This window comes from Neopoerus faecalis (assembly GCF_029218125.1).
Lineage (GTDB): Bacteria > Bacillota > Clostridia > Oscillospirales > Oscillospiraceae > Oscillibacter > Oscillibacter faecalis_A.
On record NZ_JARFXX010000001.1, the window covers coordinates 42,838 to 67,218 of the forward strand.

21 protein-coding genes are annotated in these 24,381 nt (G+C 59.4%); 13 read left to right on the forward strand and 8 right to left on the reverse strand.

Annotated elements, in window-relative coordinates; translation table 11 throughout:
- The first annotated feature begins 28 nt into the window (after nt 1-28).
- Nucleotides 29-952, forward strand: a complete 924-nt coding sequence (locus PY311_RS00225) for a DMT family transporter (protein WP_286146654.1) — start codon at nt 29-31, stop codon at nt 950-952.
- 38 nt (nt 953-990) lie between these two features.
- Here PY311_RS00225 and trxA read toward each other — a convergent pair whose 3' ends face one another.
- On the reverse strand, nt 991-1,308 hold the full coding sequence (gene trxA, locus PY311_RS00230; RefSeq protein ID WP_286146655.1) for a thioredoxin: 318 nt from the start codon (nt 1,306-1,308) through the stop codon (nt 991-993).
- 390 nt (nt 1,309-1,698) lie between these two features.
- Between trxA and rpe the strand changes: the two genes are divergently transcribed.
- The 11 genes from rpe (at nt 1,699) to aroQ (ending at nt 12,554) form a co-directional block, all read left to right on the forward strand.
- Nucleotides 1,699-2,346: a ribulose-phosphate 3-epimerase gene (gene rpe, locus PY311_RS00235; protein WP_286146656.1), complete on the forward strand. Its 648-nt coding sequence runs from the start codon at nt 1,699-1,701 to the stop codon at nt 2,344-2,346.
- Between the two features lie 3 nt (nt 2,347-2,349).
- Complete coding sequence (locus tag PY311_RS00240) at nt 2,350-3,324, forward strand: 1-aminocyclopropane-1-carboxylate deaminase/D-cysteine desulfhydrase (RefSeq protein WP_286146657.1); 975 nt, start codon at nt 2,350-2,352, stop codon at nt 3,322-3,324.
- A gap of 251 nt (nt 3,325-3,575) precedes the next feature.
- On the forward strand, nt 3,576-4,175 hold the full coding sequence (gene recR, locus PY311_RS00245; protein ID WP_286146658.1) for a recombination mediator RecR: 600 nt from the start codon (nt 3,576-3,578) through the stop codon (nt 4,173-4,175).
- Between the two features lie 370 nt (nt 4,176-4,545).
- Complete coding sequence (gene aroF / locus PY311_RS00250; RefSeq protein ID WP_286146659.1) at nt 4,546-5,550, forward strand: 3-deoxy-7-phosphoheptulonate synthase; 1,005 nt, start codon at nt 4,546-4,548, stop codon at nt 5,548-5,550.
- Nucleotides 5,547-6,380, forward strand: a complete 834-nt coding sequence (locus PY311_RS00255; protein ID WP_286146660.1) for a prephenate dehydrogenase — start codon at nt 5,547-5,549, stop codon at nt 6,378-6,380. Before aroF ends, PY311_RS00255 begins: the two co-directional genes overlap by 4 nt.
- Complete coding sequence (aroB, locus tag PY311_RS00260) at nt 6,377-7,435, forward strand: 3-dehydroquinate synthase (RefSeq protein WP_286146661.1); 1,059 nt, start codon at nt 6,377-6,379, stop codon at nt 7,433-7,435. Before PY311_RS00255 ends, aroB begins: the two co-directional genes overlap by 4 nt.
- Nucleotides 7,432-8,688 carry a 3-phosphoshikimate 1-carboxyvinyltransferase gene (aroA, locus tag PY311_RS00265; protein ID WP_286146662.1) on the forward strand — a complete coding sequence of 419 codons (1,257 nt, stop codon included), beginning with the start codon at nt 7,432-7,434 and terminating at the stop codon, nt 8,686-8,688. The genes aroB and aroA overlap by 4 nt, the downstream gene beginning before the upstream one ends.
- Entirely contained in the window at nt 8,685-9,740 is a 1,056-nt protein-coding gene (gene aroC, locus PY311_RS00270; protein ID WP_286146663.1) for a chorismate synthase, read from the forward strand. Before aroA ends, aroC begins: the two co-directional genes overlap by 4 nt.
- A gap of 17 nt (nt 9,741-9,757) precedes the next feature.
- The gene (locus PY311_RS00275; protein WP_286146664.1) at nt 9,758-10,897 is read left to right on the forward strand and encodes a bifunctional chorismate mutase/prephenate dehydratase; all 1,140 of its coding nucleotides are present in this window, start codon (nt 9,758-9,760) and stop codon (nt 10,895-10,897) included.
- Complete coding sequence (locus tag PY311_RS00280; RefSeq protein ID WP_286146665.1) at nt 10,897-12,117, forward strand: shikimate kinase; 1,221 nt, start codon at nt 10,897-10,899, stop codon at nt 12,115-12,117. Before PY311_RS00275 ends, PY311_RS00280 begins: the two co-directional genes overlap by 1 nt.
- Complete coding sequence (gene aroQ / locus PY311_RS00285; protein ID WP_286146666.1) at nt 12,114-12,554, forward strand: type II 3-dehydroquinate dehydratase; 441 nt, start codon at nt 12,114-12,116, stop codon at nt 12,552-12,554. Before PY311_RS00280 ends, aroQ begins: the two co-directional genes overlap by 4 nt.
- Before the next feature lie 259 nt (nt 12,555-12,813).
- Here aroQ and PY311_RS00290 read toward each other — a convergent pair whose 3' ends face one another.
- Entirely contained in the window at nt 12,814-14,217 is a 1,404-nt protein-coding gene (locus tag PY311_RS00290) for a sodium-dependent transporter (protein WP_286146667.1), read from the reverse strand.
- A 37-nt stretch (nt 14,218-14,254) separates the two neighbouring features.
- Complete coding sequence (locus PY311_RS00295) at nt 14,255-15,898, reverse strand: tryptophanase (protein WP_286146668.1); 1,644 nt, start codon at nt 15,896-15,898, stop codon at nt 14,255-14,257.
- A 343-nt stretch (nt 15,899-16,241) separates the two neighbouring features.
- Here PY311_RS00295 and PY311_RS00300 point away from each other — a divergent pair, with 343 nt between their 5' ends.
- Entirely contained in the window at nt 16,242-17,444 is a 1,203-nt protein-coding gene (locus PY311_RS00300; RefSeq protein ID WP_286146669.1) for a M20 metallopeptidase family protein, read from the forward strand.
- A gap of 73 nt (nt 17,445-17,517) precedes the next feature.
- Here the strand turns inward: PY311_RS00300 and PY311_RS00305 are convergent, their stop codons facing one another.
- The 5 genes from PY311_RS00305 to PY311_RS00325 all read right to left on the reverse strand — a co-directional run bounded on the left by PY311_RS00305 (nt 17,518) and on the right by PY311_RS00325 (nt 24,345).
- On the reverse strand, nt 17,518-18,801 hold the full coding sequence (locus PY311_RS00305; protein WP_286146670.1) for a cation:proton antiporter: 1,284 nt from the start codon (nt 18,799-18,801) through the stop codon (nt 17,518-17,520).
- A 274-nt stretch (nt 18,802-19,075) separates the two neighbouring features.
- Complete coding sequence (locus tag PY311_RS00310) at nt 19,076-20,278, reverse strand: dicarboxylate/amino acid:cation symporter (protein WP_286146671.1); 1,203 nt, start codon at nt 20,276-20,278, stop codon at nt 19,076-19,078.
- Between the two features lie 85 nt (nt 20,279-20,363).
- On the reverse strand, nt 20,364-21,554 hold the full coding sequence (gene ilvA / locus PY311_RS00315) for a threonine ammonia-lyase (RefSeq protein ID WP_286146672.1): 1,191 nt from the start codon (nt 21,552-21,554) through the stop codon (nt 20,364-20,366).
- A gap of 644 nt (nt 21,555-22,198) precedes the next feature.
- The gene (locus tag PY311_RS00320; protein WP_286146673.1) at nt 22,199-23,119 is read right to left on the reverse strand and encodes a hydroxymethylglutaryl-CoA lyase; all 921 of its coding nucleotides are present in this window, start codon (nt 23,117-23,119) and stop codon (nt 22,199-22,201) included.
- Between the two features lie 35 nt (nt 23,120-23,154).
- Nucleotides 23,155-24,345 carry a CaiB/BaiF CoA transferase family protein gene (locus tag PY311_RS00325; RefSeq protein WP_286146674.1) on the reverse strand — a complete coding sequence of 397 codons (1,191 nt, stop codon included), beginning with the start codon at nt 24,343-24,345 and terminating at the stop codon, nt 23,155-23,157.
- Nucleotides 24,346-24,381 lie beyond the last annotated feature (36 nt).

Genomic DNA, 24,381 nt, shown 5'->3' on the forward strand with positions numbered 1-24,381 from the left:
GATAGAAATAGAGAAAGGATGATTCCCCATGAACCCCGTGATCCGCGCCAAGCTCGACTTGATCATCGCCGTGACCGCCTTCGGCACCATCGGCATTTTCGTCCGCTACATTGCCCTCCCCTCCAGCATCATCGCACTGGTGCGAGGCGCCGTGGGCGCCGCGTTTTTATGGCTGCTGCTCCGCTGGAAGAAAACACCCTTTCAGCGTGAGGCCCTCCGCCCCCACTTGAAGCTGCTGGTGCTCTCCGGCGTCATCATGAGCTTCAACTGGATCACGCTCTTTGAGGCGTACAACTATACCACCGTCGCCACGGCTACCCTCTGCTATTACATGGCCCCTGTTTTTGTCACATTTGCCTCGCCCTTTTTGTTCCACGAAAGGCTGACCGCGCGGAAGCTCCTGTGCATACTCACCGCCCTGTGCGGCATGGTGTTTGTCTCCGGCGTTCCCCAATCCGGTCTCCCGCAGGCCGGTGAGGCCAAGGGTATCCTTCTTGCCCTCTGTTCCGCCGTATTCTATGCCGGGGACATCTCCATCAACAAAATCCTTGACCGCGTTCCCACCTATGAGCGGACCATGGTGCAGTTGGCCGTGGCCGCCGTCATAATGGTGCCCTATATTCTGCTGACGGTGGATACCTCCGCCCTGACGCTGACGCCGCAGGGGGCGATCCTACTGGTGATCGTGGGCGTGTTCCACACCGGCTGGTGCTACTCCCTGTTCTTCGGCTCCATGGCCCACCTCTCCGCCCAGACGGTGGTGCTGTTCAGCTACATCGACCCCATTGTGGCCATTCTTCTCTCTGCCCTGCTGCTACATGAGCCGCTGGGCTGGAGCGGGATTTTGGGTGCTGTGCTGGTGCTGGGCTCCACCCTCATCAGCGAGCTGCCGGTGGGAAATAAAGGAAAGCAGGCAGAACAGGTATCATGCAAAAAAGCAGAGCGAAGATGAATCATCTCCGCCCTGCTTTTTTGGAATCCGAATGCCCTTTACAGCAGCTTGTCCAGCGTTTGCGCATAGGTCTCTGCGGGCTGTACGCCCACAAGGCGCCCGACCTCCTCGCCGTTTTTCAAAAACAGCACCGTCGGCACGGACATCACACCGTACTGTATGGCAAGCATCTGCTGCTCGTCCACATCCACCTTGGCCACAACGGCCTTACCGTCATACCGGTCCGCCAACTGCTCCATCACAGGACCCAGCATTTTGCAGGGGCCGCACCACGTTGCAAAAAAGTCGATCATGGCGGGCTTCGTCCCATTCTTTACCGTATTGAATTCCTGTTCGTTCAGGTGCTTCAGTTCCATACTGCCGCCTCCTTATAGCGTTAGCATTTCCGCCGCGGCAGCTTTCATGCGCCGCAGCCTTTTATTGTCCTTACTTTACCACATTCTGCCGTGCATACTTATTGCAAATGCAACAATGCAAAATTTTGCACCGGCATTGCTTTTGTCCCGCGGGTCTGCTACACTAAAGGTTGAATAAAGCACACCGGGGGCCGGTGAACGCACCGGCCCCCTATCTGAAAAGCGGCGGCATCAGACCCGGAGGCAGGCCGATGGGAGACGGTTCCGGGGACGCTCACGCCGCTTGTTCCATCCTATGCGCGCCGCCCCGGGCTGCCACGGCAGTCCTCGCGCCCACCCCGACGGGCCCCGCCGGAAACACCGGAAACAAACAGAAAAGAGGTCTTTTTCATGGTTAAAATTGCTCCGTCCATTCTCTCTGCCGATTTTGCGAATTTAGAGCGGGACATTCATCGCATCGCCGATGCCGACTATGTTCATGTAGATGTCATGGACGGTGTATTCGTCCCCAACATTTCCATCGGCATCCCCGTGGTGCAGTCCATCCGCAAGGTCACGGAGCTGCCGCTGGACGTCCATCTGATGATCACGCAGCCGGTGCGCTACGTGGAGCAGTTCTGCGACGCCGGGGCCGATCTGGTGACGATCCATGTAGAATCGGACTTTCCGGAGAACATTCAAGCCGCCATTGACAAAATTCACGCCAAGGGGAAACGGGCAGGCATCGTCCTGAAGCCCAAGACCACATGGGAGGCAGTACTGCCCTACATTGATGAGGTGGAGCTGATTCTGGTCATGACGGTGGAACCGGGCTTCGGCGGCCAGAAATTCATGGCGGATCAGCTTCCCAAGGTGGCCGCCATCCGCAAGCTCATCAACGAGCGCAATCCCGCCTGCGAGCTGGAGGTAGACGGCGGCGTGGCCCCGGACACCTGCAAGGCTTGTATCGACGCCGGGGCCAACGTGCTGGTGGCTGGCAGCGCCGTTTACAAGGCGGCGGACATTCCCGCCCGAATCCGCGAATTAAGAGGAGAATAAGCAATGAGCAACTGGAACACCCTTCCCAAAATCAAGCTGGGCGTATATCCCACGCCCTTTTACCGGCTGGAGAACATCAGCCGTCTTTATAATAAGAGCATCTGGATCAAGCGGGATGACCTGTGCGGCGTGGCGCTGGGCGGCAACAAGGTCCGTAAGCTGGAATATCTGCTGGCGGACGCCCAAAAGCAGGGCTGTGACACCGTGTTCACCACCGGCGGCGCCCAGTCCAACCACGCCATGCTCACCGCCGCCTGCGCGGCACGGCTGGGGATGCGCTGCACCCTGATTTTGAAAAAGCGGGGTGTCACGGACCACAAGGGCAATCTGGTGCTGGACGATATTTTCGGCGCACAGGTAGAGTTTATGGATACCGACAGCTACGAGGACATCTACGCCGAGATGCGGCGGCGCTGTGAGGCACTGGCCAACCAGGGACACAAGGGCTATATCATCCCGGTGGGCGGCTCCACGGCGCTGGGCGCTGTGGGCTACGCCGAATGTGTCTGGGAAATGGCCGCGCAGGCAAAGGAGGCCGGTATCGAGCTGGGTCATATTGCCTCCGCTACTGGCTCCGGCGGCACCACCGCCGGTCTGGTGCTGGGTACCTCCCTGTTTTTGCCCCATGCTAAGGCCACGGGACTCGGCGTGGACACCGACCCCTTTGAGGACATTGTGCCGGAGTTTGTGAAAGAGGCCGCCGGGCTTGTGGGACAACCCGTCCCCACCGATATGAACAGCCGTTTCCAAATGCTCTATCACGTAGGCGCGGGCTATGCTGTTCCCAACGCGGAGGATACGCCGTATATCGAAGAGCTGGCCAGGCAGGAGGGCATTTTGCTGGACCCGGTGTACACCGGCAAGGCGTGGGCCAAATTCCTGATGCTGGTCAAGGAGGGCTATTTTAATGCTGCTGAGCACATCGCCTTTGTCCACACCGGCGGTGCCGCCGCGCTGTTTGCCATGGAACTTGGATAATAGGAGGGGAACAGGTTCCTCTCCTAACCTCCCCGCCACCTCGCTGCGCGCACTCGCTTGCGGGAGACGCTCGCACACTTACGCGGTGCAGAGTATCCATCGTCAGGCACCTGTCCTGACGATGGATGATTAAAATTTTCAAGTGCCCGAAGCATTTCTGCCCGCAGGCAAACGGAGCTTTGCGAGCTCCGAACCTATATCAATAGCTGCGGGGCCATACATGGCCCCGCAGAGCACGAAGGAGCAATATCATGGAGTATTTTCCCGCGCCGCTGGAGGCGCTGGTAGAGCAATTCGCCCGCCTGCCGGGAATCGGCGGCAAAAGCGCCCAGCGGCTGGCCTTTTATGTGCTGGGCCTTTCGGAGCAGGAGGCCCAGACCTTTGCCGATGCCATCGTCACCGCCAAGAAAACCGTCACCTACTGCCCGGTGTGCCGTAATTTCACTGCCGGAGGGCTGTGTCCCATCTGCGCCTCCGACCGGCGGGACAGCTCCGTGATCTGTGTAGTAGCAGACCCCCGGGATGTAGCGGCCATGGAACGGGGCCGGGAGTTTAACGGAAAATATCATGTGCTCCACGGCGTCATCAGTCCCATGAACCGCGTTGGCCCGGACGATATTGCCATCAAGCCCCTGCTGGAGCGGGTGGCGCAGGGCGGCGTACAGGAGGTCATCATGGCTACAAACCCGGATACGGAAGGCGAGGCCACCGCCATGTACATCGCCCGGCTCCTCAAGCCCTTTGACGTAAAGGTGACCCGACTGGCCTACGGCATCCCCGTGGGCGGACATCTGGAATTTACCGATGACGCCACCCTTGCCCGGGCGCTGGAGGGCCGCCGGGAGCTGTAAAGGCACCTCCGCGCGGCTGTCTTTACCGCCATTTCTGTTGTTTTTGTCCAAACCAGACACTCTGTTTTCACTTCTAACTGTGCATATTTTTTGTTGAAATTTGTTGACGTATTACCCCTCGGTATGCTACATTAAATTTATCTTGGCAGAGCCATCAGTTCAGGAGATCAAAGAAAATGACTGCTTCCTTTTTCTACACCTATTACTACTTTACTATGCACGCATAGTAAGGGTAATTTGTGTTGCAATCAGGGAGGCTCCCCAAGCCGATTTTGCGCCGCACAGGTTACGCCTGTGGGGCGTTTTTGTTTACCCTTTTCCGCTTATAATAAGTCTGATTTTCATTGATATCATTCAGGAGGGATTTTTTATGATCGTTGTCCTCAAGCCCGGCGTCACAAAGGAAAACCGCACGCAGCTCATGGGCTGGCTGCAAAATTTAGGTCTGACCATCCACGTTTCCGAGGGGGAATTCCAGACCGTCCTTGGTCTGGTGGGCGACACCAGCCGCGTGGATATGGACTTGGTAGAAAGTCTGGATATCGTCGATTCCGTCAAGCGGGTCTCGGAACCCTTCAAGTGCTGCAACCGTAAGTTCCACCCGGAGGACACCGTGGTGCAGGTAGGCGATGTGAAGATCGGCGGCGGCAATTTCTGCGTTATGGCCGGTCCCTGCTCCGTGGAATCCGAGGAGCAGATCGTGGCCGTGGCCAAGGCCGTGAAGGCGTCCGGGGCCAATATGCTCCGGGGCGGCGCGTTCAAACCTCGCACCTCTCCCTATGATTTCTCCGGCCTCAAGGGCGAGGGCATCGAGCTTTTGAAAATTGCCCGGCAGGAGACCGGCCTGCCTATTGTCACGGAGATCATGAGCGTGGTGGACCTGCCGCTTTTCGAGGATGTGGACGTTTTACAGGTGGGCGCACGGAATATGCAGAACTTTGACCTGCTGCGGGAGCTGGGAAAGCTCCGCAAGCCCATTCTGCTCAAGCGCGGCCTTGCCAACACCCTGAAGGAGCTGCTGATGAGCGCCGAATACATCATGGCGAACGGCAACGAGCAGGTCATTCTCTGTGAGCGGGGCATCCGCACCTTTGACGATTACACCCGCAACACGCTGGATCTTGCGGCGGTCCCCATGCTCCACGAGTTGAGCCATCTGCCGGTCATTGTGGACCCCAGCCATGCCACGGGCATCAACCGCCTCGTAACTCCCATGGCCATGGCCGCCACGGCCTGCAATGCCGATGGTCTCATTATCGAAGTCCACAATGACCCCATCCACGCCCTGTGCGATGGCGCACAATCCCTGCGGCCCGAGCAGTTTGACGCCCTGATGGGTAAGCTCCGGGAAATTCGGAAGGTCGTGGCGGTATGACAGTTGGCATTGTCGGCCTTGGCCTCATCGGCGGCTCCTTTGCCAAGGCGTACCATGCGGCGGGCCATCGGGTACTGGGCTGCGACACCGACGCCTCCACGCTGGAATTTTCCATGCTGTCCGGCGTGGTAGAGGGCCCTCTGACGGACGAAAACCTCTCCCAATGCGATTTGATTCTCATCGCCGTTTACCCCGGCGCCGCCATTGCGTATTTAAAGGAGCACGCCGCCCAAATTGGCAGCAAGCCGGTGGTCATTGACTGCTGCGGCACAAAGCGGGTGGTCTGCGCCGCCTGTTTCCCGCTGGCAAGACAGTACGGCTTCACCTATCTTGGCGGGCACCCCATGGCGGGTACTCACAACTCCGGCTTCAAATATGCCACGGACACCCTGTTCCGCAACGCGCCCATGGTGCTGGTGCCGGAGGATCGGAACAACATTGAGCTTTTAAGCCGGGTCAAGGCTCTGCTGGCCCCGGCGGGTTTTAACCGTATCTCCGTCACCACGGCGGAGGACCATGACGAAATGATCGCCTTTACCTCGCAGCTTGCCCATGTGGTGTCCAACGCCTATATCAAAAGCCCCACGGCGGGGCGGCACAAGGGCTTTTCCGCCGGCAGCTACAAGGACATGACCCGGGTCGCGTGGCTGGCCCCGGAAATGTGGGCGGAGCTGTTCCTTGAAAACAAGGACAACCTTATGTCGGAGCTGGACATCCTGCTGGAAAAGCTCACGGAATACCGGGACGCCATGGCCCGGGATGATCTTCCCGGACTGGTGCAGCTTCTGGACGAGGGTCGGAGACGCAAGGAGGAGGTGGACGGGCATTGAAAAGCATCCATATCGCCGCCTCCCGGGAATATGACGTGCTCATCGAGACGGGGCTGCTGTCCCAATTAGGGACACTGGCCGCCCGGCAGCTCCCCGGACGCCGGGCGGCGCTCATCTCCGATGACGCCGTGTTTCCCCTTTACGGCCAGCAGGCTGAGCAATCCTTGCAGGACGCCGGTTTTCAGACGGAGCACTTCATTTTTCCCCACGGGGAACAGCATAAGACCCTTGCAACCTACGGCCGCGCACTGAATTTTCTCTGTGACCGCCGCTTCACCCGTGAGGATGTCATCATCGCGCTGGGCGGCGGCGTGGTGGGGGACCTTGCGGGCTTCACCGCCGCCACCTACCAGCGGGGCATCACCTATATTCAGGTACCGACCACGCTGCTGTCCATGATGGACTCCTCCGTGGGCGGCAAGACCGCCGTGGACCTTGACCACGGCAAAAATCAGGCCGGCTGCTTTCATCAGCCCGCCATGGTGCTGTGCGACCCGGCGCTGCTGTCTACACTGCCGGAGCGGGAATACCGCTGCGGCTGCGCCGAGATCATCAAGACCGCCATGCTGTTTGACGCCGGCTTTTTCCGGGAACTGCGCCAAACGCCTGTCCGGGGCCAGTTAGAGCACGTACTCTCCGTGTGCGTGGCCGCCAAGCGGGACGTGGTGCAAAGCGATGAATTTGACCGGGGCCAGCGTGCTCTTTTGAACTTCGGACATACGGTGGGCCATGCTGTCGAAGCCTGCCGGGACTTTACCATTTCCCACGGTGAGGGCGTGGCTATCGGCATGGCCGTTGTCACCCGGGCGGCGGTGAACCGGGGCATCTGCCCCCCGGAGACCCTGACCGCGCTGCTGGACCTTTTGGAGCAGTACAAGCTGCCCACAGAGGCCACGGAATCTCTTGCCGACATTCTCCATGCGGCGGAGGCCGACAAAAAGCGGACGGATGATGCCATCCGTCTCATCGTGCCGAAGGCCGTGGGCTGCTGCCGCGCGGAGACCGTGCCGGCGGCGGAGCTGGCAGACTGGCTGCGGGACGGAGGGCTGAAATGAACCAAACGCTTTTTCCCGGCCCCCGAAGCGGAGCCGTTGACATTCCCGCCTCCAAGTCTCAGGCCCACCGGCTGCTGATCTGCGCCGCGCTGGGACAGGCCCCGGTCACCCTTCGCTGCCGGGGCATCTCCCGGGACATTGCGGCCACCATCGACTGTCTCAATGCGCTGGGTGCCGGCATCCACGCCGAGGGCGAGGTGCTGACTGTTCAACCCATTACCAATACGCCCAACGGCGTCTGTCACCTGTTCTGTGGGGAAAGCGGCTCTACCCTGCGGTTCCTGCTGCCGGTGGTGGGGCTTTTGGGGGCGGAGGCCGTGTTCCACATGGAGGGCCGCCTGCCCCAGCGCCCCCTTCATCCGCTGGACAAGGTACTCACCGCCCACGGCATGACCGTGCGTCAGGAGGGGTCCCTGCTTTTCTGCGGCGGCAAGCTCCGTCCCGGCGCGTTTTCCCTGCCGGGGGATGTGTCCTCCCAATACATCTCCGGCCTGCTGATGGCGCTGCCGCTGCTGGACGAGGCCAGCAGCCTCACCGTCACCGGTCAAATGGAATCCGCCGCCTACATTGCCATGACGGAAAGCGTTCTCAATCGCGGCGGCATCGCGCTGCGGCGCAGCGGCAGCGTCTGGCACATTCCCGGCGGCCAGCGGTGCCGCTTCCCGGCTGATATCCGTGCCGAGGGTGACTGGTCCAACGCCGCATTTTTCCTGTGCATGGGGGCGCTGTCCCCTGCCGGTATCTCCGTCCGGGGTCTGGACCTTGCCTCGCCCCAGGGGGACCGGGCCGTGCTGGATATTCTCACCGCCATGGGGGCGGAGGTCTCCGTTTCCGAGGAGGCTGTTACCGTCCGCCGGGGTGCACTGCGGGGCGTAGCCATTGACGCAGGACCTATCCCCGATCTGATTCCCGTTTTGTGCGTGACTGCCGCCGGAGCGGCGGGCGATACGCAGATTTTCAACGCCAGACGCCTGCGGCTCAAGGAATCCGACCGTCTCCGCACCACGGCGGTGCTGCTGACCGCCTTGGGCGGTCATGTGGAGGAGCAGCCCAGCGGCCTCCTCGTCCACGGCACCGGCCATCTCACCGGCGGCACGGCGGATGCCTGCGGTGACCACCGCATCGCCATGTCCGCCGCTACTGCGGCCTGCCTGTGTACAGAGCCGGTGACGGTCTCCGGCAGCGAATGCGTTGCCAAATCCTACCCCGATTTCTGGAACGATTTTTCCGCCCTGAAAGGAGGCGCCCTATGAGCCAATACGGTGAGCATCTGCACCTGACGATTTTCGGCCAGTCCCACGCGCCGGCCATCGGCATGACGCTGGAGGGCCTGCCTGCCGGAGAGGCCATCGACATGGAGGCCCTTCAGGACTTTTTGAACCGCCGCGCACCGGGTCAAAACGAGTGGTCCACCCCCCGAAAAGAGGCGGATGTACCGGAATTTCTCTCCGGTCTCGTGGGGAACGTCACCTGCGGTGCGCCCCTGACCGCCATCATCCGCAACACCAACACCCGCTCCGGGGACTACGCGGGGCTTTCCGTGGTCCCCCGTCCCGGCCATGCCGACTTCACCGCGGCGGTGAAATACGGCGGCCACGCGGACTTTGCCGGCGGCGGCGCTTTTTCCGGGCGGCTCACCGCCCCGCTGTGCATTGCGGGTGGCATCTGCCTTCAGCTTCTGCGGCGGCAGGGCATCACCGTTATCAGCCGTATCGCCGCCATCGGCGGCGTGACAGATACCGCCCCGCTGACCGCCTCCACGGCAGAAAAGCCCTTCCCCGTGGTGGAGGACGCCGCCGGGGAGGCCATTCGCGCCGCCATCGCCGCCGCCAAGGCGGAGGGCGATTCCGTGGGCGGCATCATTGAGTGCGCCGTGCTGGGCCTGCCCGTGGGACTGGGCGGCCCCCTGTTCGACGGAATGGAGGGAAAAATTGCCTCCATTATATTCGGAATCCCCGCCGTAAAGGGCATTGAGTTCGGCGCGGGCTTTGCCGCCGCCGCGCTCCGGGGCAGCGAAAATAATGACGCCTTCACCGTGGAGAACGGTACGGTGAAAACCGTTACAAATCACTGCGGCGGCATTTTGGGAGGCATTACCAACGGAATGCCCCTGACGTTCCGGACAGCGTTCAAGCCCACGCCCTCTATCGCAAAGGAACAGCAAAGCGTGAACCTGACCTCCCTGACACCGGAAACGCTTCGGGTGCAGGGCCGCCATGACCCCTGCATCGTCCCCAGAGCCGTTCCCTGCGTAGAGGCCGCGGCAGCTGTCGCCGTATATGACGCCCTGTTGGGCGAACACTGATTTTGGAGGAAATTCCCATGGAACTTGGTGACTATCGCGCACAGATCGACGAGATCGACCACAAGTTAGTAGAGCTGTTCGCCAAACGGATGGACGTTGCCGCTGGTATCGCAGCCTATAAAAAGGAGCACGGCCTGCCGGTGCTGGACCCAGTCCGGGAACGGGAGAAGCTGCAAAAAACCGTCCAATCCGCCCCCGAGGCGCTGCGGGACTATACCGCCTCGCTGTATTCGCTGCTCTTTGAGCTCAGCCGCTGCTACCAGAACCGGCTCCTCGGCGGCGATACGGCGTTGACACGCGAAATTCAAACCGCTATGGACGAAACGCCCAAGCTGTTCCCCACGCAGGCGTCCGTTGCCTGTCAGGGCGTGGCCGGTGCCTATTCTCAGCTTGCGTGCGATAAGCTCTTTAAGCTGCCGAACATCATGTACTTTGCCTCGTTCGAGGCGGTGTTCGCCGCCATTGAAAAGGGCCTGTGCCGCTACGGCGTACTGCCGCTGGAAAACAGCACCGCCGGCAGCGTCAACGCCATTTACGATCTGATGATGAAGCACGATTTCCGCATTGTCCGTAGCGTGCGGCTGAAGGTGGACCACAATCTGCTGGTCAAGCCCGGCACCCGGCGGGAGGACATTACGGAAATTTACTCCCATCAGCAGGCATTGACCCAGTGCCAGCGCTATTTGCAGGGTTTCCCCGGCGTGAAGCTCATCCCCTGCGAAAATACCGCCGTGGCCGCCCGAAAAGTCGCCGAGGGTGACGGTCACATCGCGGCGCTGTCCTCCCGCTCCTGCATGAAGCTCTACGGGCTGGAATGTCTTGAAGCCTCCGTGCAGGATCAGGGCAACAATTTTACCCGCTTCATCTGCATTTCCAAAAAGCTGGAAATTTATCCCGGCGCGGACCGCACCAGCCTTATGGCGGTGCTGCCCCACGAGCCGGGCTCCCTCTGCCGGGTGCTCTCCCGGTTCTACGCGCTGGGGCTGAACCTCAACAAGCTGGAAAGTCGGCCCATGCCGGACCGCAACTTTGAGTTCATGTTCTATTTCGATTTGGAGACCTCCGTGTACTCTCCGGAGTTTTTGCAGCTCATGGGTGAGCTGCCGGGGCTTTGTGAGGAGTTCTCCTATCTCGGCAGCTACAGCGAGGTGGTGTGATGCTGCACTGCGGACTGCTGGGGGAAACGCTGGGCCACAGCTACTCCCCCATGATTCATCACGCGCTGGCAGACTATGACTACCGGCTCTTTGAGGTCCCCAAGCCGGAGCTGGACGCCTTTTTGAAAACCGGGGCGTGGGACGGTCTCAACGTCACCATCCCCTATAAAAAGGCGGTGGTGCCCTACTGTGATGCCTTGTCCGAGGCGGCGGCGCGGCTGCAAAGCGTCAACACCCTTGTCCGCCGGGCGGACGGAACGCTGTACGGTGACAACACCGACCTCTTTGGCTTTTTGTACATGGTCCGCCGCAGCGGCATCGACCCCGCCGGGACAAAGGCGCTGGTGCTGGGCAGCGGCGGCGCCTCTGTCACGGTGAAGGTCGCGCTGGAGCAGTTGGGCGCCTCCGTTACGGTCATCTCCCGCAGTGGGCCGGACAATTACGATAATCTGGATCGCCACGCCGACGCGCAGATCATCGCCAACACCACGCCGCTGGGGATGTACCCCCGCAACGGCACGGCGGCGGTGGACCTGACCCGTTTTCCCCGCTGTGAGGGCGTGCTGGACATCGTGTATAATCCCGGGCTGACCGCCCTGCTCCTACAGGCGGAGCAGTTGGGAATCCCCCACGCGGGGGGGCTTTCCATGCTGGTGGCACAGGCAAAGCGCTCCAGCGAGCAGTTCACCGGCATTCCCATTGACGATTCTGCGCTGGAGCGGGTGGAGCATCTGGTCAGCGGACATCTGCGGAATATCATCCTCATCGGAATGCCCGGCAGCGGCAAGTCCACCGTGGCGGCGGCTCTTGGCGCAGAGCTGGGCCGGGAGGTGCTGGAGACCGACGATCTCATCGCGCAAAGGACTGGAATGTCCATTCCGGACATCTTTGCCCGGTACGGCGAGGCCCGTTTCCGGGAGCTGGAGACCGAGGTGCTGGCGGACTGCGGCAAGCGCTCCGGCATCATCCTCTCCACCGGCGGCGGCTGTGTCACGCGGCCGGAAAACTATCCTCTGCTCCACCAGAACGGCACCATTTTTTGCCTGACTCGCCCCCTCTCCCTGCTGCCGACAGAGGGACGGCCCATCTCCCAGTCCACGGACCTTGCGCGGCTCTATGAGCAGAGAAAGCCGCTGTATAAGCAATTCGCCGACGTTATCATTTCCAATGACGGTCCGCTGGCGGATACCCTGAACACCATCAAGGAGGCGATTTTATGAAGCTGCTGGTCATCAACGGCCCCAATTTGAATCTGCTGGGTCTTCGGGAACCCGCTATTTACGGCAACCGGAATTATGAGGCGCTGCTCTCCCTCATCCGCTCCGCCTGTGAGGCCGAGGGCATTGACGTTGACTTTTTCCAGTCCAACCACGAGGGCGCTATCGTAGATGCCATTCAAGCCGCCTACGGCGTGTATGGCGGAATTGTCATCAACCCCGCTGCCTACACCCACACCAGCGTGGCCATTTTGGACGCGCTGAAGGCCGTGGCGATTCCGGCGGTGGAGGTCCACATCTCCGATGTGGACAGCCGGGAGCCCTTCCGGCAGGTCTCCTATGCGGGCATGGCCTGTATCAAGACCTATAAAGGGCTGGGCTTTGACGGTTACGTAGAGGCCGTAAGGTTCCTCAAGTCCTACCTGACCGCTGAAAAATGAGAAAAGGCTCCCCCGCACGTTTTTCGTGCGGGGGAGCTCAGCGTGTCGAAAAAGTCTTTTCTCCCCGCTGAACAAGTTTTCAGAACTTCATAAAAGTTCTGAAAACTAAGGATTTCAATGGCGCAGGACACCCTTCTTGGGTTTCCCGCGCACACCCTTCCTTACCGTTGCGGAGGATTTACCACTTTATCGACAGTCTCGGCTCCCCCGCACGTTTTTCGTGCGGGGGAGCTTCTTGTTTGAAAGGGAAACTGTCAGCTCAGCCAATGCCGCCCATGGCAATTCCCAAGACAAAGCACAGCAGGCACAGCGGCACAAATACATACCGCCCAAAGGGATAGAACCACTTCATCAGAGGCTTGCTGTCGCCCAACTGGGCGGCCTCCAAAGCGGTGTCCTTCTTCATGACCCAGAAGAACATGACGCCTGCGGTAAAGGCGCCCAAGGGGCAGAGGTAAATAGACACCATATCCATCCACTGGGAGGTCCATGGCTGAATCATCAGCGCGATCAGCACACCCAGCACATGAATCACCGCTGTGGCGGGCAGCCGCTTCAGGTTCAGCTTCTCCTGCAAAAAGGCCACCGGCGTTTCAAACAGGTTGATAATGGAGGAAACTCCGGCAAACAGGACCACCAGATAGAAGAAGATGCAGATGACTCTGGAAATACCGGCTCCCAAGCCGTTGAATACCGGCAGCAGGTAGATGAACATCAGCCCGGGGCCGCCATTGCCAAGGTCCGCCCCCACCGTTGCCATAGCGGGAATGATGATGAGCATGGCCAGCAGCGCCGCAGAGGTATCAAACACGGCACAGAGCGCGGCGGACTGGCGAATCTTTACGTCCTTTGCAAGATAAGAGCCGTAGATCACCGAGCCGGAGCCGGCCACGGACAGGGAGAAGAAGCACTGGCCGAACGCATAGACCCACACCTCTGGATTTAGCAACCCCTTGGGGTTCAGGGTGAAGATATAGCGGTATCCCTCTCCGGTGCCGGGGACAAACAGCATAAATACCGCCAAAATGATCATCAGAACATACAGCGCGGGAATCATGACCTTACAGGCCCGTTCAATGCCGCCGGAAATGCCGAAGATCATAATGGCAAAAGAGGCGGCAATGGCAATGATGATCCAGAGATTATTGGCGCCGCCGGTGGCAAAGGTCATTTTGATGGCCTCGCCCAGAGAGGCTGCCTCCGGGGCCACCGCGCCGAAGGTGCCGCCGATGACATTCATATCCTGCCCCATGGCCACCAGCTCCCCGGTAAAGGCCATTTTAGTGTAGTAAAACACCCATCCCATGATAACGGAGTAGCCGATTCCAAGACACAGGGAGGCAAACACCGGCACACCGCCGATCAGCTCTCCGGCCCGCTTGGATCTGCCGCCGTTCTCCATGGCCTTGCCGAAGGAGCCCACCGGCCCGAAGCCGGCCCAGCGGCCAAGGGAAAATTCCTCCATCATGCCGGACTGGCTGATAACGAACACAAAGATGAAATAGGGAATCAGAAAGGTAAGCCCGCCGTATTTGGACACCAGCATGGGGAAGCGCCAGATGTTGGCCATGCCGACGCAGGAGCCCACTGCCGACATGATAAATCCCCACTGAGATCGAAATCCGTCCCGGTTTTCCAGATTTGCTATGTTCTGCTCTGACATAGACTCCCTCCTTAAAGCACAAGCTCGTTACACGCCGTTATCCCTCGTTGGGATACGGCTCCAAAAATGCGTGGAAATGCCGCATGGGCAGATTGTGGCCCCAGACGATTCGCATATTGGGGATGTTCTCCCGGTCCTCATAGAGCTCCTTCACTGCGGCGATAACGTAATCGAGATGCTCCCGGGTCAGTCGGCTGCGGTCAATGGCAAAACGTACCACGTTGCACACCTCGGCCTGCTGCTCCGGGGTCTTCAGGTCATACTCCATGGAGTAATCCCCCAGCTCGGACACGCGGATGCCGTACCGGCGGATGAGTTCCAGCGAGAAACCCTCCCCCGCGAAGGTCTCATGGCCCCGCTTCCCATCGAAAAATTCGTCCATATTGATGTACACGGCATGGCCGCCGGCGGGGAGCACAACACCCTTGACCCCCGCGTCATAAAAGCCCTCCGCCAGATAATTGCACTGGGCCACCCGCTCGTTCATGTAGTTGAAGTCGCAGCTTTCATACAGGCCGCAGGCCAGCGCCATGATGTCCCGGCCGCTCATACCGCCGTAGGAGTCATTGCCGTAGCAGGAGATCTGCTTGACCTTCAGCAGTACGCCCACATCGGTCTTCACGCTGCCGTCCTCATTGAATTCCGAGAAGTTCTTCCAGAATAGGCCCTTGTCCCGGAAGGCCAGCATACCGCCCATGTTGGCGTGACCGTCCTTCTTGGCGGACATGGTGAAGGCATCGCAGTAGGAGAACATTTCCGTGGCGATCTCCGCGATGGACTTATCGGCGTAGCCCTCCTCGTTCATCTTGATAAAGTAGCAGTTTTCCGCCCAGCGGGCCACATCGAACACCACCGGGATATTGTAGCTGTGGGCCACCCGGTTGATCTCCTTGATGTTGTGCATGGAAACGGCCTGCCCGCACACGGGGTTATTCGTGATGCAGCAGAAGATCAGCGGCACATTCTCCGGCCCCACGCCTTCAATGAGCTGCTCCAGCTTTTCGATGTCCATGTTGCCCTTGAAGGGGTTCTTCTCATAGCGGCCGCCCTCCGGGATCGACCACAGCAGCTCTTTATCGTAAAGGTTGCGTGGAATGGAGCCCATCTGCTTGATGTTGCCCTCGGTGGTATCGAAATGGCCATTGGAGGGAATGGTGAATTTCCTGCCGGGGTAACGCTTACTCAGGATATTCCGCACGATCTCCATCAGCACGGACTCCGCCGCCCGGCCCTGCTGGATGATAAAGGCGTTGGGACGCTCCATCTGGGCCGCGCCGCCGTTGAAGAAGCCACCCTCGTACTCGCAGAGATAGACCTCATCCATCATCTTCTCCACATCCCGGCAATCGGTGCGGACAAGGTCAATGATCTTTTTCCAGTTTTTCTCCCCGCCCCGCTCGAAAATGTCCCGGAACGTGTCCAGCAGTATGTAGTAGCCGGTGTTGCGGCCGTAGGCCTCGTCCCCCAGGAACAGGGCGGCCCACTGCTGGTTCGTCATGGCGGTGGTGCCGGAGTCGGAGAGCATATCCACCGTCAAAAGGCCGGAGGGGAAGGCGAACTCATTGTAGTGTGTGGCTTTCAGGGCCCGCTCCCGCTGCTCAACCGTAACCTCGGGAATATCGCGGACGGCAAAGGTAAAATGATGGGGCACGGGAACATTCAACGGATATTGTGTGTTCATACTTCGTTTACCTCCATACTTCGGGTGCATCGCACCCTGTTTTTTGGAGATACCCCGGTGGGCGGAGAGCCGGGTTTTCCGCACCCGCTCTGCGTCTGGCGGACAGTATCACAACAAACAGTCCGGGGAAAAGCCCCTTTTCCCTGTTGTCGAGACCACTCTATCATACCCGAGAATAAAAAAATGTCAAATTTGATTGCCTCTCATGCCGCCCGTTGTTTTTTACGGAGGTTTGACAGGGCCCCTCCGTGTGGTATAATAGAGAATGATCTCGCCAATCAGAAAGCCGCTCCGCCGCAGGCGAGGCCAGTTTTCTCTAATTCCCATAAAGGAAGTGCTTTTTATGTCTATCGATGCAAAAACGCTTTTGGCCGAAGCCGAGACCCTGCGCCCCGCGCTTTTGACGGACCGCCGGACGCTGCACCGCAATCCAGAGGCAGGTCCCGTGCTTCCCCATACAGCAGCCTATGTCAAGCAGCGCCTGACAGAACTGGGCTATGCGCCCCGAGACATGGCCGGCGGCGTCACGGCGGACATCACCGGAACGGATACTGGCCGCTGCGTGCTGCTGCGGACCGACATGGATGCGCTGCGGATTCGGGAGGCCACCGGACTGGAATTTCAGTCCGAAAACGGCGCCATGCACGCCTGCGGCCATGATCTGCACACGGCCATGCTCTTAGGCGCCGCCGCGCTGCTGCGGCAGCACCAAGCGGAGCTTCAGGGCACGGTACGGCTGGTGTTCCAGCCGGATGAGGAGGGCTTCACCGGGGCCAAGTCCATGCTGGCGGCCGGGGTCCTGAAGGAAGCCCCTGTCCCTCGGGCCGCGCTGGCCCTTCATGTCAACTCCGGCACCCCCTCGGGCATGGTGCTCTGCGGTGAGGGCACGTTTATGGCAGGCTGTACGCTGTTCCGCGTGACTGTCCGGGGCACCGGCTGCCACGGCGCCATGCCGGAGACCGGCGTGGACCCCATCAACATCGCCGCCCACATCTACCTCTCCCTGCAGGAGCTGACCGCACGGGAGATCTCCGCGAAGAAGCCTGCCGTGGTGACGGTGGGCCGGTTCCAGGGGGGACAGGCCCCCAACATCATCCCGGAGGAGGCCGTGCTGGAGGGCACTATCCGCACCTTTGACCGGGAACTCACCGCCCGGATCATGGAGCGGATCCAAGCCATCGCGGAGAACACGGCGGCGGCCTTCCGGGGCAGCGCCCAGGTGGAGGAGATCGCCTCCGCGCCGCCGCTGGTAAATGATCCCGCCCTGATGGAGCAGGTCGCGGGCTGGGCGGAGGAGCTGGCTGGCAAGGAGCGGGTGTACCGTCTGAATCAGGGTGGCATGGGCTCCGAGGACTTCGCCTCCTTCACCTATGAGCTGCCCTGCGCCTACCTGCTGCTGGGGGCCGGAACGCCGCAGGAGGACCCTCGCTACGGCAAGCCCATGCACAACGAGGCGGTGGTGTTCAATGAGGACATTCTGCCGCTGGGGGCAGCGCTGCATACTCTGTTCGCCCTCCGATCTTTGGCGGATTCGGCGGACAACTAACCGAATGACGCAAAACCGGTGGACCGGATATCCGGCCCACCGGTTTTATTTTGCCATGCTCGCTTTTGTTCGCTTAATGCTTCTTTCTCAGAGCGGAATCGGCGTCCAGGAGCTGCTGCGCGGCATCCTCCAGCTGCTCCGTCTTTTCGTAGCGGTCCGCCAAGTTGCTCTCCACAAACTGCTCCTGCGTTTCTCCGCGGAACACCAGCTTCAGCAGAATCGGCGTCAAAATCGTGCCGCCCACCACGGTGATAACCACCGGCGTCATCATGGCGGCGCTGAGCACGCCCATGGACAAGCCCCGGTTCGCCACGATCAGCGCCACCTCGCCGCGGCAGACCATGCCAACGCCCACCTGAACGCTTTCCCGGTCCGTAAAGCCGCACAGCCGTGCGCCAAGGCCGCAGCCCAGCAGCTTGGAGAGCACGGAAATCACCAGCAGCAGCGCGGAGAAGGCCAGCATACCGCCGCTGACACCGTCCAGCTTCACGTTGATACCGATGGCGGCAAAGAATACCGGCGTCAAAAGCAGGTAGCCCAAGGGATTATACTTGGACTGGATGTACGTCCCCTTGGGGGTGCAGGCCACGGCCAGACCGGCGGCGTAAGCGCCGGTGATATCCGCCACGCCGAAAAATTCCTCGGCGCAGTAGGCCATCACAAGGCAGAGCACAAAGGCCAGCACGGAGTTGCGGTGGCTGGCCCAGCCCCCCTGCCGCTTCAGCATCCAGCAGAACAGGCGGTTGGCCCCATAGCCCACAACAACGGCGAACACGAAGAAGCCCGCGATCTTCACCAGCACCCACACGATGCTCTCCCCGCCGCCGGCCAGACTGCTTACCAGCGTCAGAGCGACAAGGCCCAGCACATCGTCGATCAATGCCGCCGCCAAAATGGTGTTGCCTACCTTTGTCTCCAGCTTGCCCATTTCCTTCAGCGTCTCCACCGTGATGCTGACGGAGGTTGCGGTCAAAATCGTGCCAACGAACACATTTTCCAGCATTCCGCTGCTCTCAATGAGCCCTGCGGCGGCAGCGCCCCACGCCAGCGCCGCACCCATAACCAGCGGCACCAGCACACCCAGCAGCGCCACACAGAAGCCTGCCTTTCCACTGTGCTTCAACTCATTGATGTCCGTTCCCATACCGGCGGAGAACATCAGAACGATGACGCCCAGCTCGCTGAGCTGGGAGATGAACTCCGTTTCCGTCAGGACGTTCAGACCCGCAGGCCCCAAAATCAGGCCCGCCAGCAGTGCGCCCACCACCTGCGGCATCTGAAAACGCTGGGTCAGAAGCCCCAGCAGCTTCGTGCTCAGCAGAATCAGTGCCAGATCCAGCAAATAATGATATGACATTTGACCGCTCCTCTCCGCGGAGCCGCGCTCCACGCTCATACTTTAATTTCACAAGGCTTCTTATTTTATCGCTTTTCCCGCCTTTTGCAACCGTCAATTCGCACAAAAATGTGACCAAAATATGTTAAAATATTCCAATTGCAAAAAACTGTACAGGTGTCTTGACACCCGTACAGTCATATAAAAATAAAGAACAGGAGGCGGTCCCTTCGGACCGCCTCCTGCTTTCCCACTGGGAGCTTTAGGAGAGATAGAGAGATATGAGGTTATCGCGTTATTTCGCGGCAGCCTTCGTCTTGCCGGTGATGGCATCCATGAGGACAGCGATAGCGCCGTCGCCAGTGACGTTGCAGGCAGTGCCGAAGCTGTCCTGAGCGATATACAGGGCGATCATCAGACCGCACATGGTCTCGTCAAAGCCCAGCATGGACTGCAGGATACCCAGAGCCGCCATCACAGCGCCGCCGGGAACGCCGGGGGCTGCAACCATGGTCACGCCCAGCATCAGGATAAACGGGAACATCTTGCCGAAGCCGATGGACTGGTTCATCATCACCATAACAGCCATAGCGCAGCTGGTCAGGGTGATGGTGGAGCCGGAGAGGTGAATGGTAGCGCACAGGGGGCACACGAACTCAGCCATACCGTCAGAGACACCGTTATTCTTGGTGCACTGGGTGGTAACAGGGATAGTAGCGGCAGAGGACTGGGTGCCGATAGCGGTGGTATAAGCGGGCAGCATATTCTTGATGAGTGCGAAGGGATTCTTCTTCGCGGCACTGCCGGCCACGGTGTACTGGAACACGATGATGACCCAGTGCAGAACGAGGATCATAGCGAAGACCTTGATGAAGGAGCCCATGATCTCCACGATGGTACCGGCATAAGCCAGCTTGGCGAAGATACCGTACACATGGAAGGGCAGCAGGGGGATGACGATGTTGCTGACCAGCTTGTCAATGATCTCAGCAAACTCGTTCATCACGGTCTTCATGGCATTGCCCTTGATGACAGCCATGCCGAGGCCCAGAATGAAGGCCATCAGCAGAGCGGTCATAACGCCCATGATGGCGGGCATCTCAATGGTGAAGTAGCCAGCCAGAACGGTTTCCTCCGCGTTGGCGGCGTTCTCCATGAACATACCGGCGTGGACCATGTGGGGATACAGCAGGGAGGCCACAACGAAGGCCAGAGTGCCGGAGATGATGGTGGAGCCATAGGCCACACCGGTGGTGGCAGCCAGCGTTTTGCCGGCGCCGGCGCCCAGATCAGCGATACCGGGAGCCACGAAGCCAATGATGATCAGGGGGATCACGAAGTTCAGGAAGTTGCCGAAGATGCTGTTGTAGGTAGCACCGATGCGGATGATGACCTCACCGAACGCACCCATACCCGGGGTCACGAAGCCGACCACAATACCGAGTACGATGGCGATGATCAGCTTGAGCAGCAGGCTCATCTTTTTCTTTTCTTTCATTTCATTCGTCCGTATGCTTTGATACGGAACCCTCCTTTTCTGATTTTCCTTTTTTCTCTTTCTCCTTATATTCAACCGCCGGCGCTTACGCCTCCAGCAGAGAATATCCCTTTTCCGTCAGCTTATCTTTGATCTGCTGAACGTGCTCGGAATTGCGAGTCTCAAGGACCATGGACACCACGCAGGCGTTGACCTCGGAATTGACGTCCTCACGCTCGTGATGGATACGGACCACGTTGGCGCCGGTGCCGCTGACCACATTCAGCAGGTTCATCAGGCTGCCGGCACGGTCGGCCAGCTTCGTGGTGATGGTGGTAATACGACCGGTGTAGGTCAGGCCACGGGTGATAACGCGGGAGAGCGTGGTGACGTCCACATTGCCGCCGGAGACCACGCACACGGTCTTCTTGGAGGTATCCACCTTGCCGGACATAAAGGCTGCCACAGGCGTTGCGCCGGCGCCCTCTGCCACGGTCTTCTGGACCTCCAGCAGAGCCAGAATGGCAGCGGCGATCTCGTCCTCGCTGACGGTGACGATCTCATCCACATACTTCTGGCACATCTCAAAGGTCAGGTCGCCGGGCGTCAGCACATGGATGCCGTCAGCCAGCGTAGCGGCGTCCTTTACCGTGGTGACCTTGCCGGCCTTGCGGGAAGCATACATGGAGGCAACCACACCGGCCTGCACGCCGATGACCTTGCAGGAGGGCTTCAGCTCCTTGATGGCCAGCGCCACGCCGGAGATCAGACCGCCGCCGCCGATGGGGACCACGACCTGCTCCACTTCGGGAAGCTGCTCCAGGATCTCCAGACCGATGGTGCCCTGACCGGCAATGACATAGGGATCGTTAAAGGGATGCGCGAAGGTGTAGCCGTGCTCCTTGGAAAGACGCTCGGCCTCCCGGGCGGCATCATCATAGATACCGGGAACCAGAACTACCTCGGCGCCATAGTTGCGGGTGGCCTCCACCTTGGAGATGGGTGCGCCCTCGGGCATACAGATCACGGACTTGATGCCCAGCTTCGTGGCGGACAGAGCGATGCCCTGTGCGTGGTTGCCGGCAGAGCAGGCGATGACACCGTGAGAAGCCTCCTCCGGCGTCAGGGAGCGGATCTTGTTATAAGCGCCGCGAATCTTGAATGCGCCGGTGAGCTGCAGGTTTTCGGATTTGATGTAAATGTTCTCGCCAAGACGGTTGGCATTCTCCAACGGCGTTTTCCGGGCAATGCCCTTCAGCGCCTCCTGTGCCTCTTGGACCATTTTCAAAGTAACCATAAATATCCCCTTCTTCGTCTATGTTTCAGGAACCATAGCTTGTTCTACTGTCATTGTACGGTGGACACAGCGGATTTGCAATACACAATTCCTCCAAAAGCATTGCGGGGAAACAATCACTTTGCACAAACAGCCCGTCAAAGACGCACATTTTATTGTCAGATGCGGACAATTTGTGTTTTTTGTGAAATAGAATCCTATTGTTTTCCTATATTTTTGTTGGTTTTGATGCCCGCCTTTCCCGCAAAATCGCCGCTAAAAATCGGGTGATTTTATGACTTCGTTCGCCGAATGTCCTCGTACCGTGGACGCTCAGTGTCTGTACAGCCGACAAGCCAAGGGGATGAAAACCAGCCCCATCGCGGACGTCCAACAAGAAAGTTCCGGTCCGGCACTGGACCATCCGCGCTGCCGCAGCGCAAAAATCCCGCTCCTTTAAAAAGGAGCGGGATTTCAGTGTGTCGAAAAAGTCTTTTCTCCCCGCTGAACAAGTTTTCAGAACTTCATAAAAGTTCTGAAAACTAAGGATTTCAATGACGCAGGACACCCTTCTTGGTTTTCCCGCGCACACCCTTCCTTACCGTTGCGGAGAATTTACCACTTTATCGACAGTCTCGATTTTCATTCGATTCCCGGAATGTTGCTTAGAAGCAGCAGGGGGTCTCCTTGTCGATGGTGATGTGGTGGCCGCTGTAGTTGCCGGGAATCTTACCGACCTGATACTTGGCGGCAGCCAGAATCTTGGAGAAGTTGATGCCGGTATCATAGCCGGCCTCGTTGAGCATCCAGACGGTATCTTCGGTGGAGAGGTTGCCGGAGGCGCCGGGAGCGAAGGGGCAGCCGCCGAGGCCCGCCAGAGCGGTCTGAACATCCGTTACGCCGCACTCGATGGCAGCCATGGCGTTGACCATGCCGAGGCCGCGGGTATCATGCAGATGCACCTGAATGTGCACATCGGGATATGCCTTCTGGCTGGCGCGGATGACCTTCTTCACCTGCTCGGGATCGGCAACGCCGATGGTATCACAGTAGTTCACGGTCTTCATACCGGCTTCCTTATAGGGGCGCAGGAACTCCATGATGGCATCGGGGTCCTGATACTTGCCGCCCTTGCCCTCGAAGGGGCAGCCGAAGGTGGTGGCCAGATCCAGCACGCACTCCATATCGGGGTAAGCCTCCACCATCTCGCGATAGGCGTTCAGAGACTCCTCGTGGGTACGGTTGATATTGGCCTTGTTGTGGCTGGCGCTGTAGGAGACCACATTGCAGACCTTCTTCACGCCCAGATTGTGAGCGTTGGTGGCGCCGCGCATATTTGGCACCAGCACCATCAGGTCAAGGTCGGGGTACTTGCTCAGCACATACTCGCTGACCTCAGCGGCGTCAGCCAGCTGGGGAATGGCCTTGGGGCTGACGAAAGAGGTGTACTCCAGATGCTTCACGCCGGCATCCACCAGCAGGTCGATGATTTCCTTTTTCAACTCCGTGGGAATAAAGTCACCTCTGACGGACTGGAAGCCGTCACGGGGACCAACCTCGATAATATTGATTTTCTTCTTTTCCATAGCTCAATTTCCTCCTGATATCTTATCCGCAGGGCTTAGATAACGCCCTTTTCCTTCAGCTCAGCCAGCTTGGCCTCGTCCAGACCCAGCATCTCGCCATAAACCTTGGCGTTGTCCTCACCCAGCAGAGGCGCGGCCTTGCGGGGCTGGGTGCTGGTGCGGGTCAGATGCTGGGGGATTGCCGTGATCTGCAGCTTGCCGATGCCGGGTTGGTCGATCTCGGGGAACATACCGCGGGCGCCGGCGATCTGAGGGTCTACCACCAGACGGTCGATGGTGTTCACGGGGCAGGCGGGGCAGCCGGCATCATTGAGCATCTTATCCACCTCGTCGATGGTGTGCTTCTGGGTCCACGGGCAAATCTCAGCGCGGAGAGCATCGTGATTGGCAACACGGTCCTTGACCTCAAGGAAACGGGGATCGGTCTTCAGGTCGGGACGCTCCATCACATCGCACAGGATGCCATAGAGCTTGTTGTTGCCGGCGGCGATGACCACATCGCCATCGCTGGCGGGGAAGGTATCATACGGATAAGTAGACTCATAGCGGTTGCCGATTCTCTGAGGGATACGGCCGGTGGACTGATAGATCATGGTGATGTTCTCCATGGAAGCGGCCACGGAGTCCACCAGAGCCACATCCACCTTTTCGCCAAGGCCGGTCTTCTGCTTGTTCACAAGAGCCGCCAGCACACCGACGGTCATGTTCAAAGCGCCCAGCACATCGCCCATGGGGGTGCCGGAACGGGTAGCGGGGCTGTTGGGCCAGCCGCTGGTGCTCATCAGGCCGCCCATGGCCTGACCGACGATATCATAGCCGGCGCGCTTGCTCAGAGGGCCGGTGTGACCGAAGCCGGACACGGCGCCGTACACAATGCCGGGGTTGACCTCCTTGAGCACATCATAGCCAAGGCCCAGCTTTTCCATGGTGCCGGGACGGTAGTTCTCCAGAACCACATCGGCCTTCTTGACCATTTCCTTGAAAATTTCCTTGCCCTCCGGCTCCTTCAGGTTCAGCGTCACGCCGATCTTGCCGCGGTTGAAGTTGGCGTAATACACGCTGTTACCGTTGACGAAGGGGCCCATCTTCCGGGTATCATCGCCGCCCTTGGGATTTTCGATCTTGATGACCGTTGCGCCCATGTCCGCCAACAGCGTTGCGGCATAGGGGCAGGCCAGCACGCGGCCAAGGTCCAGCACTACGACTCCATCCAACAAACCTTCCATACCAAATATGACCTCCTGTTGAAAATCTTAAAAAAC

What these genes read in the sequence shown, in the direction of transcription:
- PY311_RS00225 (WP_286146654.1), top strand. Translation starts at nt 29, where the DNA reads ATGAACCCCGTGATCCGCGCCAAGCTCGACTTGATCATCGCCGTGACC.
- PY311_RS00280 (WP_286146665.1), top strand. Translation starts at nt 10,897, where the DNA reads ATGCTGCACTGCGGACTGCTGGGGGAAACGCTGGGCCACAGCTACTCC.
- PY311_RS00295 (WP_286146668.1), bottom strand. Translation starts at nt 15,898, where the DNA reads ATGAACACACAATATCCGTTGAATGTTCCCGTGCCCCATCATTTTACC.
- trxA (WP_286146655.1), bottom strand. Translation starts at nt 1,308, where the DNA reads ATGGAACTGAAGCACCTGAACGAACAGGAATTCAATACGGTAAAGAAT.
- rpe (WP_286146656.1), top strand. Translation starts at nt 1,699, where the DNA reads ATGGTTAAAATTGCTCCGTCCATTCTCTCTGCCGATTTTGCGAATTTA.
- PY311_RS00325 (WP_286146674.1), bottom strand. Translation starts at nt 24,345, where the DNA reads ATGGAAGGTTTGTTGGATGGAGTCGTAGTGCTGGACCTTGGCCGCGTG.
- PY311_RS00300 (WP_286146669.1), top strand. Translation starts at nt 16,242, where the DNA reads ATGTCTATCGATGCAAAAACGCTTTTGGCCGAAGCCGAGACCCTGCGC.
- PY311_RS00310 (WP_286146671.1), bottom strand. Translation starts at nt 20,278, where the DNA reads ATGAAAGAAAAGAAAAAGATGAGCCTGCTGCTCAAGCTGATCATCGCC.
- aroF (WP_286146659.1), top strand. Translation starts at nt 4,546, where the DNA reads ATGATCGTTGTCCTCAAGCCCGGCGTCACAAAGGAAAACCGCACGCAG.
- PY311_RS00275 (WP_286146664.1), top strand. Translation starts at nt 9,758, where the DNA reads ATGGAACTTGGTGACTATCGCGCACAGATCGACGAGATCGACCACAAG.
- aroC (WP_286146663.1), top strand. Translation starts at nt 8,685, where the DNA reads ATGAGCCAATACGGTGAGCATCTGCACCTGACGATTTTCGGCCAGTCC.
- PY311_RS00305 (WP_286146670.1), bottom strand. Translation starts at nt 18,801, where the DNA reads ATGTCATATCATTATTTGCTGGATCTGGCACTGATTCTGCTGAGCACG.
- PY311_RS00255 (WP_286146660.1), top strand. Translation starts at nt 5,547, where the DNA reads ATGACAGTTGGCATTGTCGGCCTTGGCCTCATCGGCGGCTCCTTTGCC.
- aroA (WP_286146662.1), top strand. Translation starts at nt 7,432, where the DNA reads ATGAACCAAACGCTTTTTCCCGGCCCCCGAAGCGGAGCCGTTGACATT.
- recR (WP_286146658.1), top strand. Translation starts at nt 3,576, where the DNA reads ATGGAGTATTTTCCCGCGCCGCTGGAGGCGCTGGTAGAGCAATTCGCC.
- PY311_RS00290 (WP_286146667.1), bottom strand. Translation starts at nt 14,217, where the DNA reads ATGTCAGAGCAGAACATAGCAAATCTGGAAAACCGGGACGGATTTCGA.
- ilvA (WP_286146672.1), bottom strand. Translation starts at nt 21,554, where the DNA reads ATGGTTACTTTGAAAATGGTCCAAGAGGCACAGGAGGCGCTGAAGGGC.
- PY311_RS00240 (WP_286146657.1), top strand. Translation starts at nt 2,350, where the DNA reads ATGAGCAACTGGAACACCCTTCCCAAAATCAAGCTGGGCGTATATCCC.
- aroQ (WP_286146666.1), top strand. Translation starts at nt 12,114, where the DNA reads ATGAAGCTGCTGGTCATCAACGGCCCCAATTTGAATCTGCTGGGTCTT.
- PY311_RS00320 (WP_286146673.1), bottom strand. Translation starts at nt 23,119, where the DNA reads ATGGAAAAGAAGAAAATCAATATTATCGAGGTTGGTCCCCGTGACGGC.